Source organism: Amycolatopsis sp. NPDC051373, from assembly GCF_040689465.1.
Taxonomy (GTDB): Bacteria; Actinomycetota; Actinomycetes; order Mycobacteriales; family Pseudonocardiaceae; genus Amycolatopsis.
In genome coordinates, this window is record NZ_JBFBAE010000019.1 from 81,254 (window position 1) to 96,575 (window position 15,322).

At 70.4% G+C, this 15,322-nt stretch carries 19 protein-coding genes; 2 read left to right on the forward strand and 17 right to left on the reverse strand.

What is annotated here, in order from left to right:
- Window positions 1-22: 22 nt before the first annotated feature.
- From AB0383_RS31345 to hemL, 3 genes are read right to left on the reverse strand one after another with little or no spacing between them, the layout of a single operon-like run.
- Window positions 23-601 (reverse strand): TlpA disulfide reductase family protein, encoded by a 579-nt coding sequence (locus AB0383_RS31345; RefSeq protein ID WP_366189273.1) that lies wholly within the window; start codon window positions 599-601, stop codon window positions 23-25.
- Entirely contained in the window at window positions 598-1,224 is a 627-nt protein-coding gene (locus tag AB0383_RS31350) for a histidine phosphatase family protein (RefSeq protein WP_220245956.1), read from the reverse strand. The genes AB0383_RS31345 and AB0383_RS31350 overlap by 4 nt, the downstream gene beginning before the upstream one ends.
- Window positions 1,221-2,525, reverse strand: a complete 1,305-nt coding sequence (gene hemL / locus AB0383_RS31355) for a glutamate-1-semialdehyde 2,1-aminomutase (protein WP_366189274.1) — start codon at window positions 2,523-2,525, stop codon at window positions 1,221-1,223. Before hemL ends, AB0383_RS31350 begins: the two co-directional genes overlap by 4 nt.
- A gap of 229 nt (window positions 2,526-2,754) precedes the next feature.
- On the opposite strand from hemL, the gene AB0383_RS31360 reads away from it, so the two are divergent.
- Window positions 2,755-3,243, forward strand: a complete 489-nt coding sequence (locus tag AB0383_RS31360; protein ID WP_366189275.1) for a TspO/MBR family protein — start codon at window positions 2,755-2,757, stop codon at window positions 3,241-3,243.
- Between the two features lie 133 nt (window positions 3,244-3,376).
- On the opposite strand, the gene AB0383_RS31365 is transcribed toward AB0383_RS31360, so the two are convergent.
- Complete coding sequence (locus AB0383_RS31365; RefSeq protein ID WP_364171520.1) at window positions 3,377-4,405, reverse strand: hypothetical protein; 1,029 nt, start codon at window positions 4,403-4,405, stop codon at window positions 3,377-3,379.
- 74 nt (window positions 4,406-4,479) lie between these two features.
- Between AB0383_RS31365 and AB0383_RS31370 the strand changes: the two genes are divergently transcribed.
- A complete protein-coding gene (locus AB0383_RS31370) occupies window positions 4,480-5,094 on the forward strand; it encodes a TetR/AcrR family transcriptional regulator (protein ID WP_366189276.1) in 615 nt (204 codons plus the stop codon).
- On the opposite strand, the gene AB0383_RS31375 is transcribed toward AB0383_RS31370, so the two are convergent.
- The 13 genes from AB0383_RS31375 to hemC form a co-directional block, all read right to left on the reverse strand.
- Window positions 5,061-5,291: an acyl-CoA dehydrogenase family protein gene (locus AB0383_RS31375; protein ID WP_366189277.1), complete on the reverse strand. Its 231-nt coding sequence runs from the start codon at window positions 5,289-5,291 to the stop codon at window positions 5,061-5,063. The two genes, AB0383_RS31370 and AB0383_RS31375, sit on opposite strands and share 34 nt — an antisense overlap.
- Before the next feature lie 172 nt (window positions 5,292-5,463).
- The gene (locus tag AB0383_RS31380) at window positions 5,464-6,135 is read right to left on the reverse strand and encodes a DUF5666 domain-containing protein (RefSeq protein ID WP_366189278.1); all 672 of its coding nucleotides are present in this window, start codon (window positions 6,133-6,135) and stop codon (window positions 5,464-5,466) included.
- Window positions 6,136-6,147: 12 nt separating this feature from the next.
- On the reverse strand, window positions 6,148-7,350 hold the full coding sequence (locus AB0383_RS31385; protein ID WP_364171528.1) for an ABC transporter permease: 1,203 nt from the start codon (window positions 7,348-7,350) through the stop codon (window positions 6,148-6,150).
- Window positions 7,347-8,051 (reverse strand): ABC transporter ATP-binding protein, encoded by a 705-nt coding sequence (locus tag AB0383_RS31390; protein WP_364171530.1) that lies wholly within the window; start codon window positions 8,049-8,051, stop codon window positions 7,347-7,349. The genes AB0383_RS31385 and AB0383_RS31390 overlap by 4 nt, the downstream gene beginning before the upstream one ends.
- Complete coding sequence (locus tag AB0383_RS31395) at window positions 8,048-9,346, reverse strand: HlyD family efflux transporter periplasmic adaptor subunit (protein WP_366189279.1); 1,299 nt, start codon at window positions 9,344-9,346, stop codon at window positions 8,048-8,050. Before AB0383_RS31395 ends, AB0383_RS31390 begins: the two co-directional genes overlap by 4 nt.
- Window positions 9,347-9,431: 85 nt before the next feature.
- On the reverse strand, window positions 9,432-9,767 hold the full coding sequence (locus AB0383_RS31400; protein ID WP_220245946.1) for a hypothetical protein: 336 nt from the start codon (window positions 9,765-9,767) through the stop codon (window positions 9,432-9,434).
- Window positions 9,768-9,799: 32 nt separating this feature from the next.
- Window positions 9,800-10,252, reverse strand: a complete 453-nt coding sequence (locus AB0383_RS31405) for a hypothetical protein (protein WP_364171534.1) — start codon at window positions 10,250-10,252, stop codon at window positions 9,800-9,802.
- Entirely contained in the window at window positions 10,252-10,923 is a 672-nt protein-coding gene (locus tag AB0383_RS31410; RefSeq protein WP_364171536.1) for a hypothetical protein, read from the reverse strand. Before AB0383_RS31410 ends, AB0383_RS31405 begins: the two co-directional genes overlap by 1 nt.
- Window positions 10,924-10,948: 25 nt before the next feature.
- Window positions 10,949-11,920 carry a porphobilinogen synthase gene (gene hemB, locus AB0383_RS31415; RefSeq protein ID WP_364171538.1) on the reverse strand — a complete coding sequence of 324 codons (972 nt, stop codon included), beginning with the start codon at window positions 11,918-11,920 and terminating at the stop codon, window positions 10,949-10,951.
- Window positions 11,921-12,042: 122 nt separating this feature from the next.
- Window positions 12,043-12,444, reverse strand: a complete 402-nt coding sequence (locus tag AB0383_RS31420; RefSeq protein ID WP_364171540.1) for a type II toxin-antitoxin system VapC family toxin — start codon at window positions 12,442-12,444, stop codon at window positions 12,043-12,045.
- On the reverse strand, window positions 12,437-12,667 hold the full coding sequence (locus AB0383_RS31425; RefSeq protein WP_364171542.1) for a type II toxin-antitoxin system CcdA family antitoxin: 231 nt from the start codon (window positions 12,665-12,667) through the stop codon (window positions 12,437-12,439). Before AB0383_RS31425 ends, AB0383_RS31420 begins: the two co-directional genes overlap by 8 nt.
- Window positions 12,668-12,734: 67 nt before the next feature.
- Complete coding sequence (locus AB0383_RS31430) at window positions 12,735-14,267, reverse strand: bifunctional uroporphyrinogen-III C-methyltransferase/uroporphyrinogen-III synthase (protein ID WP_220245942.1); 1,533 nt, start codon at window positions 14,265-14,267, stop codon at window positions 12,735-12,737.
- Window positions 14,268-14,368: 101 nt separating this feature from the next.
- Window positions 14,369-15,319 carry a hydroxymethylbilane synthase gene (gene hemC, locus AB0383_RS31435; protein WP_220245941.1) on the reverse strand — a complete coding sequence of 317 codons (951 nt, stop codon included), beginning with the start codon at window positions 15,317-15,319 and terminating at the stop codon, window positions 14,369-14,371.
- Window positions 15,320-15,322: the final 3 nt, after the last annotated feature.

The window sequence follows — 15,322 nt, forward strand, 5'->3', positions numbered from 1 at the left end:
GTGACCGGCTGCGCCGGACGCGTTATTTCTCCGCGGCCAGCCGTTGCATCACCGGCAAAAGGTCCGAGGCCAGGACCGGCCGCAGGAACACCGCGGCCACGCGGTGCTGCTTGTCCAGCACGATCGTCGACGGGATGATGTTGCGCGGATAGCCCTGGAGCTGCAGGAGAACGCGGCCGGACGGATCCCAGATCGACGGGTACGTGACGTTGCGGTCGCGGACGAAGTCCTGGGCGACGTCGCGGGCCGGGTCGCGGACGTCGAGGCCGATGATCGCGGCGCCGAGCGGCTGGAGCTGCTTGGCCGCCTGCTCCAGTTCCGGCGTCTCGACGCGGCACGGCCCGCACCACTGGCCCCACAGGTTGATCGCCACCGGTTTGCCCGCGAAGTCGTTGAGCGAGAGCTGCTTGCCCTCGTTCATCAGGTCGTCGCCGGCCAGTACCGGGGCCGTCTGGCGCTTGTCGAGCGGGTAGGTGATGTCGATCTGCCCGCCGGGCGAGACAAAGGTGAAGGTGCCGCCGGAGACAACGGCGTCCTTGCCCGTGGAGCAACCGGCCACCAGCAGCGCGGCGGCCAGCAGAGCGCCGATCGCCCGCTTCATGCGCCCGTCACCTTCGGGTCCGTGGTGCCCGCGGGCTCGCTGTAAACGATGTCCACGAGGGCCTCGCCGTCGAAGACCAGCGACGTCAGCGAGGCCAGCGAGCACTGGCGGTTGCGCGGGTCGTGCCACAGGCGCTTGGCCTCGAGGAACCGGCGCAGCGTCCAGATCGGCAGCTGGTGCGACACGCACAGCGCCTCGCGCCCCTCGGCCTGCTCGCGGGCGCGGTACACCGCGCCGAGCATCCGGTGCGCGATCTCGACGTACGGCTCGCCCCACGACGGGCGGAACGGGTTGACCAGGTGCGGCCACGCCTTGGGCTGACGCAGTGCCCCGTCGCCGACGGCCACGCGCTGGCCCTCGAAGACGTTGCCCGCTTCGATCAGGCCCTCGTCGGTCGCGATGTCGAGGCGGTGGGCGGCCGCGATCGGCGCCGCCGTCTCCTGGGCGCGCTGCAGCGGCGACGCGACGACGTGCGCGAGGTCGTGGCCGGCCACGGCTTCCGCGACGGTGAGCGCCTGGCGCTGCCCGCGGTCGGACAGCCGGAAGTTCGGCAGGCGGCCGTAGAGGATCTTGTCGGGGTTGTGGACTTCGCCGTGACGCAGGAGGTGGACGACAGTGGTCACGGCTTGACCGCCTCGGCCGCGGCGCGGGCGGCGGCCGGCAGCGCCGCCTCGATCACGCCGAACGCGTCGTCGTCCATCGCGGCGTTCACGAACCACGCCTCGTACGCGCTTGGTGGCGCGTACACGCCGGCGTCGAGCAGCGCGTGGAAGAAGGCCGGGAAGCGCCAGGTCTCGGTTGCCTGCGCGCCCGCGTAGTCGCGGACGGCGCTATCACCGAAGAAGACGCTCACGAGGTTGCCGGCGTACTGCACGTTGTGCGCGACGCCCGCTTCGGTCAGCGCCGCGTCGAAGAGGCCGCCGAGCCGCTTCGCGTTGGCGTCGAGCGCCGCGTAGACCGCGTCGTCGGCCGCTCGCAGCGTCGCGAGGCCCGCGGCGACCGCGACGGGGTTCCCCGACAGCGTGCCCGCCTGGTAGACGGGACCGCCCGGCGCGAGCTTGGCCATCACGTCGGCGCGACCGCCGAACGCGGCGGCCGGCAGCCCGCCCGACATGACCTTGCCGAAGGTGTAGAGGTCACCGGCCACGCCTTCGAGGCCGAACCAGCCGGCGCGCGAGACGCGGAAGCCCGTCATGACCTCGTCCATGATCAGCAGCGCGCCGTGCTCGTGGGCGATCTCCGCGAGGCCCGCGTTGAACCCGGCATCCGGGGCGATCGCGCCCATGTTGCCCGCGGCCGCCTCCGTGATCACCGCCGCGATCTCGCCCTCGTTCTCCACAAAGGACTTCCGCACGGCGTCGAGGTCGTTGTAGGGCAGGACGATCGTGTCGGCGGCCTGCGCGCCCGTGACGCCGGGCGAGGTCGGCAGTCCGAGCGTCGCGACACCGGAGCCGGCCTGGGCCAGCAGCGCGTCGACGTGACCGTGGTAACACCCGGCGAACTTCACGATCTTCGCGCGGCCGGTGAACCCGCGGGCGAGGCGGATCGCGCTCATCGTCGCCTCGGTGCCGGAGTTGACCAGGCGCACCTGCTCGACGGGCTCGACCCGGCCGATGATCTCCTCGGCCAATTCGACCTCGCCGATCGTCGGCGTGCCGAACGACAGCCCGCTCGTGGCGGCCGCGCGCGCGGCCTCGACCACCCGCGGGTGGGTGTGCCCGAGGATCATCGGGCCCCAGGACGAGACGAGGTCGACGTAGCGGTTGCCGTCGGCGTCCCACAGGTGGGGGCCCTCGCCGCGGACCATGAAACGCGGGGTGCCGCCGACCGAGTTGAACGCCCGCACCGGCGAGTTCACCCCGCCCGGGACGGCCGCCTTCGCGCGTTCGAACCAAACCTTGGACTGCTCGGTGCCAGTGCTCACCCGTCCAGTCTCGCAAATCCCCGAGCATTGCCGGCGGCCGACGTCGCGCGCGCAGGCCGCGGTGCTCCACTGTGCTGCTCGTAGCCAATCCGACCACAGTGACGGCGGGGACGGTCGCGAAACCTGGTAAACGTCCGTTTGGTCCCCGCCTACCTCTGGTCGGATTGGTAACCTGCCGATCACGGCGGTTCAGCCAGGTACCGCCGAGGCGGCGTGACGGGGAGGGAACGTGACCACGCCCACGCACAGACGCAACCCCTGGGTCGTGCTCGTGGTGTTCTTCGTGCTGGTCGCCGTGGTCGCCATCGTGGGTTCGCTCGCGGCCACGTCGGCGCCCGAGACGTACGCGCGGCTGATCCTGCCGGACTGGGCACCACCGGCGAAACTGTTCGGTCCCGTGTGGACACTCCTGTACGTGCTGCTCGCGTTCGCCGGCTGGGTCTACTGGCGCACAGACGGCGAGACGCAGGGCTTCGCCATGTACGGCGTCAGCCTGCTGTTCAACCTGCTGTGGACACCGCTGTTCTTCGCGGGCGGCTCCACGCGGCTGGCCTGCGTGGACATCATCCTGCTCGGCTTCACCACGCTGATGACGATCGGGCTGTTCTACCGCCGCTCGCACCTGGCCGCGGTGCTGCTGCTGCCGTACTTCTTCTGGATCGTCTACGCGACGGCGCTGAACGTGGCGATCATCGCGCTGAACGAGAGCCTCAACTAGCCTCGCGCGCCGTGAAGACGTGGGCGACGGTGCCACGGCTGAAGGCGGTGGTGCGTACCGGTTCGAGAGTGAGCGGCTTCGTGAAGAGCCGCTGCCCGGGTACCGCCGGTTAAGGCGGCACCCGGCCGGGAAACTAGCGCTGGATGCGGTAACGCTCGGCGACGGCGTGGAAAGCCGCCTTGGGTTCCCACGGCAGGCCCGGGTACGTCGTGCCGCTGCGGCCTTCGAGCACCTTGACGATGCCGCCGCCCGCGAGGTCGAGGTCGTCGCGCGGGTCGCCGTCGGGTCGGTGCGGGTGTGTGCGCAGGGCGAAGAGGTAGACGAACGCGCTGTCCACGCCTTCTTCTTCGAAGATCTCCAGGAGCTCGGTCAGGTACCGGGCTTGGCCGGGCTCGTCGCGTTCGTAGACGGCTTTCAGCCGGATCGGCCGGCCGTGCTCGTCGTTCTCGACGATCTCCATGCTGCGCGGCGCGACGTCACCGGCGCCGCGCCAAGTGGCCGTGCCGAACCCCGTGATGACCACGGGTTTGTCCTGTTGTGTCAACGTCCGTACGCCTTCGCGGAACACGTCGGCGACGGCGGCCGAGCGGATCAGCTCCAGCGTCGTGAAGTCGAACAGGTCCCAGTCGACGCGTTCGAACTGGATGGCCGCGTAGGTGACCTTGCCGCCGAAGGTTTTGCGGATCGCGGGCACGGCTTCGCGGAAGAAGTCGTTGAGGCGTTCGCTCACCTTCACCAGGCGCGCGGGCCGGTCGACCGGGTCGCCGAGCAGCCAGGCCAGGCGCTGCTCCAGCGTGGCGCCGTCGGCGAAGCCCTGGACCATCACGGACAGCTCGGCCCCGGCGACGAACACGACCTCCGCCCCGGTGCGGCGGATCCGCTCGGCGCGTTCGGCGCAGTCGGCGAACAGTTCGTGCAACCCGTCGACGGTCAGGTCCAGCGGGTACGGCGAGAACCACACCTCCAGGCCCAGCTCGGCGGCGAGCCGGCCGGCGATCTCCAGCCGCTCGGGAACGCCGCCGACGAGCTGGACGGCGGTGCAGTGCAGCTCGTCGCGGATGATCGTGAGCTCGCGCCGGACGACGTCCGGGTCGAAGTCGTCCCAGGAAGTGGCCCCGTTCTTGAGGAATCCGGTGTCGTAGGCAATGCCGTTGGCTCTCATGGCGGGGAGACTAGCTCTCAAAGTTGCGCGCACGCAAGATTGCGGATCCGCAGTTTTTAGGCTTTACTGGGCCGGTGACCGGTCTGCGTGAACGCAAGAAGCAAGCCACCCGCACGGCGTTGAGCTCCGCCGCGTTACGGCTGGCGCGGGAACGTGGCCCGGAGAACGTGCGGGTCGACGACATCGCCGAAGCCGCCGGGGTTTCGCCGCGGACGTACAACAACTACTTCGCCAGCCGGGAGGACGCGATCGTCTTCGCGGTGACCAGCGATCGTGAATCGCGGGTCGCGGCCGCCGTCCGGGCTTCTTCGGGCAGCTTGGCCGACGCGGTGGTGGAAGCCGTGGTGAAGCAGTACACCGAGCCCGACAAAGACGCCCGCGAAGCGCTGCTGCTCATCACGACGAGCCCCGCGTTGCGCACCGCGTACGCGCGCTCGGCGGAGGCTCTGGAACCGCCGTTGACCTCCGTGCTGGCCGAGCGGGTGCCGGACGGGCCCACCGCCCGCGTGCTGGCGGCCGCCGTCGCCGCCGCCGTGCGGATCGCGCTCGAACAGTGGGCCCAGCCAGTGACCTCGGGCTTTGTCGTGGTTTCGGGCTCGGTGGCGGACCTGCTGCGGTCCGCTCTCGCGCCGCTGGTGCCGGCGTTGACCGCCGCTCAGGCCAGGCCGGAGGCGGACGGCGGGTCGTAGCCGGGCGTCCGGATCAGCTCCTGCAGCTGCCTGCGGCAGACGCCGACGTTGCCGCCTTCGAGGACCGGGTACGACAGCGCGTCCATGAGGTGACGGACGAGGGGGAAGTTCTCGTCGTAGGCGGTGACGCCGACGACCTTGACCAGGTCGTTGATCACCTCGACCGCGGTTTCGGAGCCGGACACCTTGGCGATCACTTGAGCGGACTCTCGCAAAACAAGATGGGATGCCACGTTGACATCGGAACCCTTCTCCTCCTTGTGTGATCACAGTCCTCTGCCGCCGTAATACAACCGTCGACGTAGACCCCCACACGCGTCCACGGGGTCTACCGAGAGCGACAAATGGCTACGCAAGAGGCGAGTGGGGTCAGCGGGCTGGCTGCTGCACGATCGCCTGCGCCGCGACGGTGCCGTCGGAGCCGGGGCGGCCCTGGACCGTGACGGTGGCGCCGGGTTTGAGGTCGGAGAGTTTACCGGGCTGGGTGAGGCCGACGGTGGTGGAGTCCGAAGTGGACACGGTGACGTCGGCGCCCTGCACGGTTTTCAGGGTGACGGTGGTGCCGTCGACCTTTTCGACCGTGCCGACGGTGCCGCGGCCGGCGCCGCCGCGGGCGCCGGTGAAGCCGCCGGCGCCCTGGCCCGCGCCCTGTTGGCCGGCGCCTTCCTGGCCGGTGCCGGTGCCTTGGCCGGTGCCGCGGCCGCCGAAGCCGCCGCGGGCGCCACCCTGCTGGCCGCCGGTGCGGGCGGCGGCGGCACCGCCGCCACCGCTCGAGCCGAGTGCCGAGTGCGTCCAGGCGCCGCCGGCGAAGGACAGGGCGATCACGAGCAGGCCGGCCAGCACGAACGTCGGTTTGCCGAACGGCTTGGCGACCCGCTTCATCTCCTGGTCGAGGTCACCCTCGACGGCCGGGGAAGCCACGATTTCCTCAGGAGAAGGAGAAAGCGAAGCAGTCAACGGCGCCGTCACCGGCGGAAACTCGGTCGTCGGCTCGTCGGGGACGGGATTTCCCAACCCGGGCGACTGGGTGGACGAAGACATGTGCGAAGGCTCCTACTCGTGCCGGAGGGCGTCGATCGGGCGCAGGCGCGAGGCCCGGTTCGCCGGGAAACTGCCGAAGAAGAGACCGATCAGTGCCGACACCGCGAAGGCCAGCACGATCGACGACGGCACCACCACCGGGGTGATGCCCGCGAAGCTGAACTGGCTGCCGACCACGCCGATCACCACGCCGAGGAACCCGCCGAAGAGGCTCAGCATCGTGGCCTCGGCGAGGAACTGGCCGAGGATCGCCGCCCGGGGCGCACCGATCGCCTTGCGGATGCCGATCTCGCGGATCCGCTCGGTCACGGTCACCAGCATGATGTTCGTGACGCCGATTCCGCCCACCAGCAGGGAAATCGCCGCGACCGCGCCCAGCAGCACGGTGAACGTCTGCGTGGCCGATGTCCGCGTCGCCAGCAGCTGTTCGGAGTTCTGGATCTGGTAGTCGGGTGTTCCGCCGAGACGGATGCCGTGGCGGGCGTTGAGGATCGCGGTGATCTCGGCCTGCGCGAGCGCCACGGAGTCGGCCGACGTGGCCTGCACGGCGATCTGGCTGAGGTTGCCGTAGCCGGCGAGCGAGTTCTGCACCGCGCTGATCGGCGCGATGGCGACGTCGTCGGCGTTCGTCAGCCCGGTGCTGCCTTTGGCCTGCAGCACGCCGACCACGGTGAATTGGATGCTGTTGAGCAGCACGTTCTTGCCCACCGGCTCGGCGGTGCCGAAGATCGACTGCGCGGTGGTGGGCCCGAGCACCACGACCTTGCGCGCCTGCGTCACGTCCTCGGCGGTGAAGAGCGCGCCGTCGGCGATCTGGCGGTTGGTGGTGGCGAAGTAGGCCGGTTCGGTGCCCGCGACGGAGGAGATGTCGTACGACGTCTGCCCGTAAGTGGCGGTCGCGTTGGTGTTCACCACCGGCGAAGCGGCCTTCACGTCGGGCGCGCCGACCGGGTCCACGAGCGCGTGGGCGTCCTGCACGGTCAGCGGCCGCGCCTCGCTGCCCTGGCCACCGCCGCGCGCGGGCGACACGTTGACCACGTCCGTGCCCAGCCCCTGGATGCTGGCGGCGATCGCAGCCGAAGCGCCGTTGCCCACCGCGACCAGCAGGATCACCGACGCGACACCGATCGTGATGCCGAGCGTGGTGAGCGTCGAGCGCAGCTTGTTGGCGGTGAGGCCGCGCACGGCGAAGCGCAGCACCTCGAACACGTTCACGCGACCACTCCGACGCTGCGGTTGAGCTCGTCGGCCACGATCCGCCCGTCGCTGACCCGCACCACGCGGTGCGCGTGCTCGGCGACCTCGTCCTCGTGCGTGATCACCACGATGGTGCGGCCCAGGGCGTTGAGCCGGTCGAACACGCCCAGCACATCTTCGGTGCTGGCGCGGTCGAGGTTGCCGGTGGGCTCGTCGGCGAGCAGCAGCGCCGGCCCGGTCACCAGCGCTCGCGCCACGGCGACCCGCTGTTGCTGCCCACCGGAAAGCTCACTCGGCAGGTGCTTGGCGCGCTCGGTGAGCCCCACCATTTCCAGCGCGGCCAACGCCCTTGCCCGGCGCGCGGCCCGGCGCAGTCCACTGTAGACGAGTGGAAGTTCTACATTGGACAACGCACTCGTGCGCGGCACGAGGTTGAACGACTGGAAGATGAAGCCGATCTTGCGGTTGCGCAGCAGGGCGAGCTGGCGTTCGTTGAGGTCCGCGACGCTGAAGCCGTCGAGCAGGTACTTGCCGGAGGTCGGCACATCGAGGCAGCCCAGCATGTTCAGCAGCGTCGACTTGCCGGAGCCGGACGCGCCCATGATGGCCACGTACTCCCCCGGCCGCACGACCAGCTCGACCCCGCGCAGCGCGTGGACGGCCGTCTCGCCCGAGCCGTAGGTCTTGCGCAGTCCGGAGACCGCGATCACGGGTTTCATCCGCGTCCCCCGCCACCGAAGCCACCCTGGCCACCGCGGAAGCCGCCGCCGGCGCCACCCGTTCCACCGAAGCCACCGATTCCGCCGCCGCGCTGTCCGGCGCCGCTCGTGGTCGTGGTCGGCGACGCGGCCGTGAGGACCACGCTGTCGCCCTCGTTGAGGCCCGACTTGATCTCCACAGTGGATTCACCGCGCACGCCGATCTGCACCTGCTTCGGCACATCGCGGCCATTTTGCTGCACCGTGACGACGTTCGTGGTGCCCGCCGTGGTGACCGCGGCGGCCGGCACGCTCAGCACGTTGTCGGCCTCCGCGACGGTGATCACGACGCTCGCCGACTGCCCGGGCCGCAGCCCCGACGGCGGGTTGTTGAGCGTGAGCTGCGCACCGTAGGACACGACGCTGCCGCTGGTCGTGGGCGTGAGGTCGATCTTCGACACCGACGCCTGGATCGGCTGGTCGGGCGAGGCGTTGAGCGTGACGGTGGCCTTCTGGCCCGCCTTGACCTTGCTCACGTCGATCTCGGCCACGGAGGTGTCCACGAGCAGGTTGGTCATGTCGGTGATCTGGACGAAGCCGGTGGACGACGAGCTGCTCGACGCACTCTGGCCGTTGCCACCGTTGCCACCGTTGCCACCGTTGCCGCCGGTGCCGCCGGTGCCGCCCGAGGAGCCCGTGCCGCCGGAGCTTCCGGACCCGCCGCTGCCGGCCTGCTGGCCGACGGTGCCGTTGATCGCGGTCACGGTGCCGGCGCCCGGCGCGGTGAGCACCGTCGCGTCGACGGCCGCCTGGGCCGTGTCGACGTCGAGCTGTGCCTGGTCCACTTTGGCCTGCAGCGAGGTGGTGGACTCCTGGGGCGACTGGGACTGGCCCTGGCCTTGTCCTTGGCCGGAACCGGAGCTCGTGTCCGAGGTGGCGGCGTCCTCGCCGTCGGCGAGGTTGTCCTCGGCCACGGTGAGGTTGTCCTTGGCCACCTGCAGCTGTTTCTCGGCCTGAGTCGAGTCGATCGTGGCCAGTTTCTGGCCCGCGCTCACCACGTCACCGACCTTCACGTCGATGCTCGTGACCTTGCCGGAGGTGGTGAAGTTGGCGGCGCCGGTGTAGCCGCTCGAGAGGGTGCCCGCGGCGGAGACCGTTTCGGTCACGTCGCCGCGGCGCACCGGGGTGGTGCGGGTCTGTGCCTGGGCGGTGTTGCCCGCCGGCGTGAATGCTTGGTAGATCCCGAAAGCCGCACCGCCGAGCAGTACGACCAGCACCCCGTTGATGACCCATGTCCGGGTACGCAGCCGCGTCATGGGCGCAACACTGGTGGCGCTGCTTAGCAGTCAGCTGTTGGTTCCCTGTGGGCCAGCTGTGGATGTGGCGCCTCGAGTTGCGGACTCAGTGCTTGTTGCGACGGTGTCGCGCACTCACCGCGAGCAGCAGCTGACGAACCGCGTCCACCACGAGCACGGCGCACAGCGCGCCGAGCGCGAGCGCCCCCGCGATGTGCCCACCGAAGTACCGCTGCGAAGCCAGCTGCGCGCCGTCGCCGGCGGTGGTGACGACCGTGACGACGCCCGCGTGCCACAGCAGGAACGCCAGCCACAGCACGACCGCGGCCACGACCAGCTCGCCGAGCGCCACGAACGCGCGCCACGGCTGGTTGAGCCGCGCCGCCTTGGCCGAATCGCCGGGCCAGAGGTCGGCGCCGGTCGGCTGGGGAAGGTCGATCACGGGATCAAGCCTCTCAGGTTTCGGGCCCTGCGTCATTTCGCCTCGTTCGCCTCGTTCGCCTCGACGAGCCGGGTGAGTGCCGCCTTCAGCGCCTCGACGTCACGGGCCCACGCGAGCACGACCGTGCCGTCGTCGAGCTTCACGGGCAGCTCGTCGTACTTGTTCGGCACGCTCCAGCCACCGCCGAGCACCCGCGCGCCGACGGGGGTGCCCACGTCGGTGACGTCCGCGATCCGCTTGGCCTCGATGCTTTCGCGGCCCTGGCGCAACGCCTGCGTGGTCACTTCCAGCGAGAGGAACCGCCGGCGCGCGTAGACCCACGGGATCGTGAGCCCGCACAGCGCGACCGCGATCAGCAACCACGGAATCCAGTGCACCGGGCCACCAGTCGCCAGCTCCGCCACCGCGCCGAGCACCGCGAACAGCGGCCCCCAGACCAGCGAGCGCCAGCCGACACCGGGTTCGGAGTAGAGCGTGCGGTCCATTACAGCTTCTTGCCGACCTTGGGGAAGAAGTCCCTGGTGCTCGGCAGGTACAGCAGCACCACCAGGATCACCAGCAGCAGCGACGACACCACTGAGAACACGCTGCGCACGAGCCCGAGCTGGAACACCAGCCCCAGCAGCGCCAGCATTGTGACCACGGTCCGGGCCGAGCGCGTGCCCTCGCGGGCCTTGTAGGCGAACAGCACCATGATGATGCCGAAGCACAGCGCGCCGACGAACAGCGCCCACACGAGCGTGGTGGCGTTGGACTCGAGCTGCGCCATGTCGAGCTTGCGGCCCGGTGCAGTCGCCTTCACAGCCTGGTCGACGAGCTGCTGCTTGAAGAAGATCGTGACGACCTGGCCGATCAGCAGCACCACGGACGCGACGATCGTGAGGATGAAGGCGGCCCGCACCGGTCCGGGAGCCGTTGCCTTCGCAGGCTCCTCGGTGTTCTCCAGGTACCCCGGGTACGACGCGACGGGCGGCGCCTTGGGGAAGCCGGTCGGGAGCTCTTTCGCCTGCTCTTCGACGTGCCCGCCAGGCCCGGCCGGCTCGGCTTGCTCGACGTGCTCGGCCTGCCCGGCTTCGTTCGGCGCGGGCTCCGGCTTCGCGAGGTCGTCGCTGGTCAGCCCCGCGGGTTCGGCGGTGTTGTCGTCCTTCTCGGCCACTCGTGGACTCTAGCCCAGTGCGGGCTCAGTCGAGCCAGGCGGCGGCTTCGGCGGCCCAGTACGTGAGGATCAGGTCGGCGCCCGCACGGCGGATCGACGTGAGCACCTCCAGGATCGTGCGCTCGCGCTCGAGCCAGCCGTTGGCCGCGGCGGCCTCGACCATCGCGTACTCGCCGGAGATGTTGTACGCCGCCACCGGAACCGGCGAGATGTCCGCCGCCGCCTTGATGACGTCCAAATAGGACAGTGCCGGCTTGACCATGATCATGTCGGCGCCCTCGCCGAGGTCCAGCTCGATCTCGCGCAACGCTTCTCGCGCGTTGCCCAGGTCCTGCTGGTAGGTCTTGCGGTCGCCCTTGAGCTGCGAGTCGACGGCCTCACGGAACGGGCCGTAGAACGCGCTGGCGTACTTGGCCGAGTAGGCGAGAATCGCCTTGTCGCTGTGGCCCACCTCGTCGAGCGCGCGGCGGATCACACCGACCTGGCCGTCCATCATGCCGCTGGGCCCGAGCACGTGCGCGCCCGCTTCCGCCTGCGCCACGGCCATTTCCGCGTACACGCGCAGGGTCGCGTCGTTGTCCACGGCGCCGTCCGCGTCGAGCACGCCGCAGTGGCCGTGGTCGGTGAACTCATCGAGGCACGTGTCGGCCATCAGGACGGTCGCGTCCCCGAGCTCCTGGCGCAGGTCCCGCAGCGCGACGTTGAGGATGCCGTTCTCGTCAACCGCGCCGGACCCCTCGGCGTCCCTCTTGGCCGGCACACCGAACAGCATCAGCCCACCCACGCCGGCGTTCACCGCCTCCACCGCGGCCTTCCGCAGCGTGTCCCGGGTGTGCTGCACAACCCCCGGCATGCTCTGAATCGGCCGCGGCGCGTCCACGCCCTCGGCCACGAACATGGGCAGAATCAGCTGACGCGGGCGAAGCGTCGTTTCACCGACCAGCCTGCGCATGGCCGGCGTGGTACGGAGTCTGCGGGGTCGATGCTCAGGGAACACGCCGTTCACGGTACTCCGGCACGCAGGCGATCAGTTCGGCTGCCCTCGGGAAAAACCACGTTCTGACAAGGTGTCTGGAAACTCAGGACACGAGAAGGCCGGGCTTTTCGCGCGCTCTGGCGTCAGGCGATCTCTTCGGCGAGCGCGCTCGCGCGGGCAAGCCGGCGATCAGTGGTGAGCACGGCCGTACGCAGCCGCGCGGCCAGCTCGATGTACAGCGCATCGGCCAGCCTGAGATCAGCACGCCGAGCCCACGCTCCGGGAGCAAGCTCGAAGACCGAGTGGCGCGTGACCGGAAAGTTCGTCAGCACGCCCAGGGCGACCTCAACCTCCACTGTGGTCAGCTCTCCCGCGCGTTGCAACCGACCCAGGGCCGAAAGGACTTCGGCGTCCAGGTGCGCGGGCGCGTGCAACACGGTGCCGCGCAAGCGTGACTTCGCCGCGTCGGCGTAGCTGGTGCCTGCGAGGAGATCAACGAGGACGGACGCGTCGAGAACCGCGATTTCCACCGGAGAATCAGGCATCCGCCGCATCGCCCAGTTCTGCCCGGGCGCCGTCGAGCGCGGAGAGCACGGCATCGTGAGAAACGGCGCGGCGCGGAGCCGGCAGCGCGTCGAGCCAGGCGTCGGTGGCCTGACGCTGCAATGCGTCCGCAAGCGCTGCCTGAACGAGGGCACTCACGTTGAGATCCGCGGCCTTCACTCGTTCAGCCAGGTCATCGGGGATATAGACGTTCACCCTCGCCATACACACACTATACACACAAGGCCCCTTCCCGTCGAAGCAGGAAGGGGCCTTGAGCAACCACGAACCGTCAGCTACGACGCGCCCGCTTCGCCTTCCGAGGCGGCGGCAGGGCCCCCTCCGCGCGAAGCCGGGCGGCGTGCTCCGCCAGGGCGTCCACCAGGTGTGGCACGTCGGCCTTCTCCGGCTGGACGTCGACGCGCAAGCCGAACTCCACGGCGGTTTCCGCGGTCTTCGGGCCGATGCACGCGACCAGGGTGCGCGTGTGCGGCTTGCCGGCAATGCCGACCAGGTTGCGCACCGTCGAGGACGAGGTGAAGCAGACCGCGTCGAAGCCGCCGGTCTTGATCATCTCGCGGGTTTCGGCGGGCGGCGGGGCGGCGCGGACCGTGCGGTAGGCCGTGACGTCGTCGATTTCCCAGCCGCGGTCGCGCAAGCCGGCCGACAGGGTCTCGGTGGCGATGTCGGCGCGCGGCAGCAGGACGCGGTCCACGGGGTCGAGCACGTCGTCGTACGGCGGGAACTCGGCGAGCAGACCCTCGGACGACTGCTCGCCCGACGGGATCAGCTCGGGGATGATGCCGAACGAGCGGACCTTGGCGGCCGTCGAGGCGCCGACGCAGGCGATCTTCACGCCGGAGAACGCGCGGGCGTCGAGGCCGAACTCCTCGAACTTCTCCCACACCGCGCGCACCGCGTTGGTGGAGGTGAAGACGATCCACTGATAGCGGCCGTCGACGAGGCCCTTCACCGAGCGCTCCATCTGCGCCGGGCTGCGGGGCGGCTCGACGGAGATCGTGGGCACCTCGTGCGAGGTCGCGCCGTGGCTGCGCAGCCGGTCGGCCATCTCGCCGGCCTGCTCCTTGGTGCGCGGCACCAGGACCTTCCAGCCGTAGAGCGCGCGCGACTCCCACCACGACAGCTTCGAGCGATGCCCGGCAGCCTGGCCGATGGTCACGATCAGCGGGCCGACGAGCTCACCCGCGTCGTTGCCGAGCGTGCTGAGCGTGGAGTCGAGGGTGCGCTGGGTGTTGATGGTGCCGTTGGCCGTCACCGCGACGGGCGTGGACGGCGGCATGCCCTTCTCCGTGAGCCGGCTCGCGGCCTCGGCGAGGTGCGCCGAGGTGGCGTGCAGCACGAGCGGGCCGGGCTGCGCGGCGAGCGCCGCCCAGTCGACCTCGCCGCGGACGTCAACCTCGGTATGGGTGCCGCCGAGTGCGACACCGGCGTAGGCCGGCACCGCGGCGCCGGGGGAAACGCCCGGGATCACCTCGAACACGGCGGACGTGCGGGCCACGGCCTGCACCTCGTTCACCACGGCGGGGGTGGTCAGCGGGTCGCCGGCGACCAGGCGCAGCACGAGCCGCCCGGCCTTGGCCTCGGTGGTCAGGTCCTTCGACACGTCGGCGGGCTCACCGACGGCGGGCCGGACCTCGGCGCCGGGAGCGGCGAAGGCGAGGACGGCGGCAGGCACGTCGGGATCGGTCACCACGACCTCGGCCTTGGCGAGCAGCTCCTGGGCGCGGACTGTGAGCAGCCCGGCGTCACCGGGGCCCGAGCCCACGAAGGCGACGCGCCCAGCGGTCTTGCGAGCGGGGGTCATCTCTGGCGTTTCTCCTGTCAGGCGACCGGGTACGGCATCGGCCGCAGGTGTGTGGTGCTGGTCGTTCGGGTGCTGGTCGTTCGAGTGCTCTGCGGGTTGCGTCACTGGGCGGGGCCGGACAGCAGTGCGCCGGCACCGAGGTCGAGGAGCTCGGCGGCCAACGTCCGGCCGAGCTGCTCCGCCTCGGTGAAGTCGGCGAGTGCGGAAGCCCGCAGCATGTCGACCGCACCGTTCTCGCCCTCGACGGCCGCGGTGCCGCGCAACGAGATCCGTTCCACGACCGCGCCCTCGGAGTCGAGGTCCTCGACGATCTCGGCGAGCGCACCCACGGGTGCGCTGCACCCCGCCTCGAGCGCGGCCAGCAGGGAACGCTCGGCCGTCACCGCGGCCCGCGTGCCCTCGTCGTCCAAACTGGACGCGAGCAGGTGCTCCACGTCCACGTCTTCGGCCCGGCACTCCACCGCCAGCGCCCCCTGCGCGGGAGCGGGCAGCATCTGGATCGGGTCGAGGGTCTCGGTGATCGCCCCCACCAGACCGATCCGGGCCAGTCCGGCACGCGCGAGCACCACGGCATCGAGCTCGCCGTCGGTCACCTTGCGCATGCGGGTATCGATATTGCCCCGAATCGGCACGATTTCCAAACCGAGGCCCAGCGCGAGCAGCTGCGAGGTGCGCCGCGGCGCCCCCGTGCCCACCTTCGAACCGGGCGGAAGCTCACCCAGCGTGAGGCCGTCGCGGGCGATCAACGCGTCGCGCGGGTCCTCGCGCGGCGGCACGGCGGCGAGCACGATGCCGGCCGCCGGCGCCGTGGGCAGGTCCTTGTACGAGTGGACGATGACGTCGATTTCCTTGCGCAGCAAGGCTTCCCGCAGCGCCGAGGTGAACACGCCGACGCCGATCTGCGGGATCGGCTTGCTGGAGACGTCGCCGGGGGTGGTCACCGTGACGATCTCGACCTCGGCGCCAGTGGCGCGGATCTTGTCGGCCACGGTCTCGGTCTGCGCGACGGCGAGCTTGCTGCCCCGCGTCCCGATGCGAATCACTCTGTCCACTGC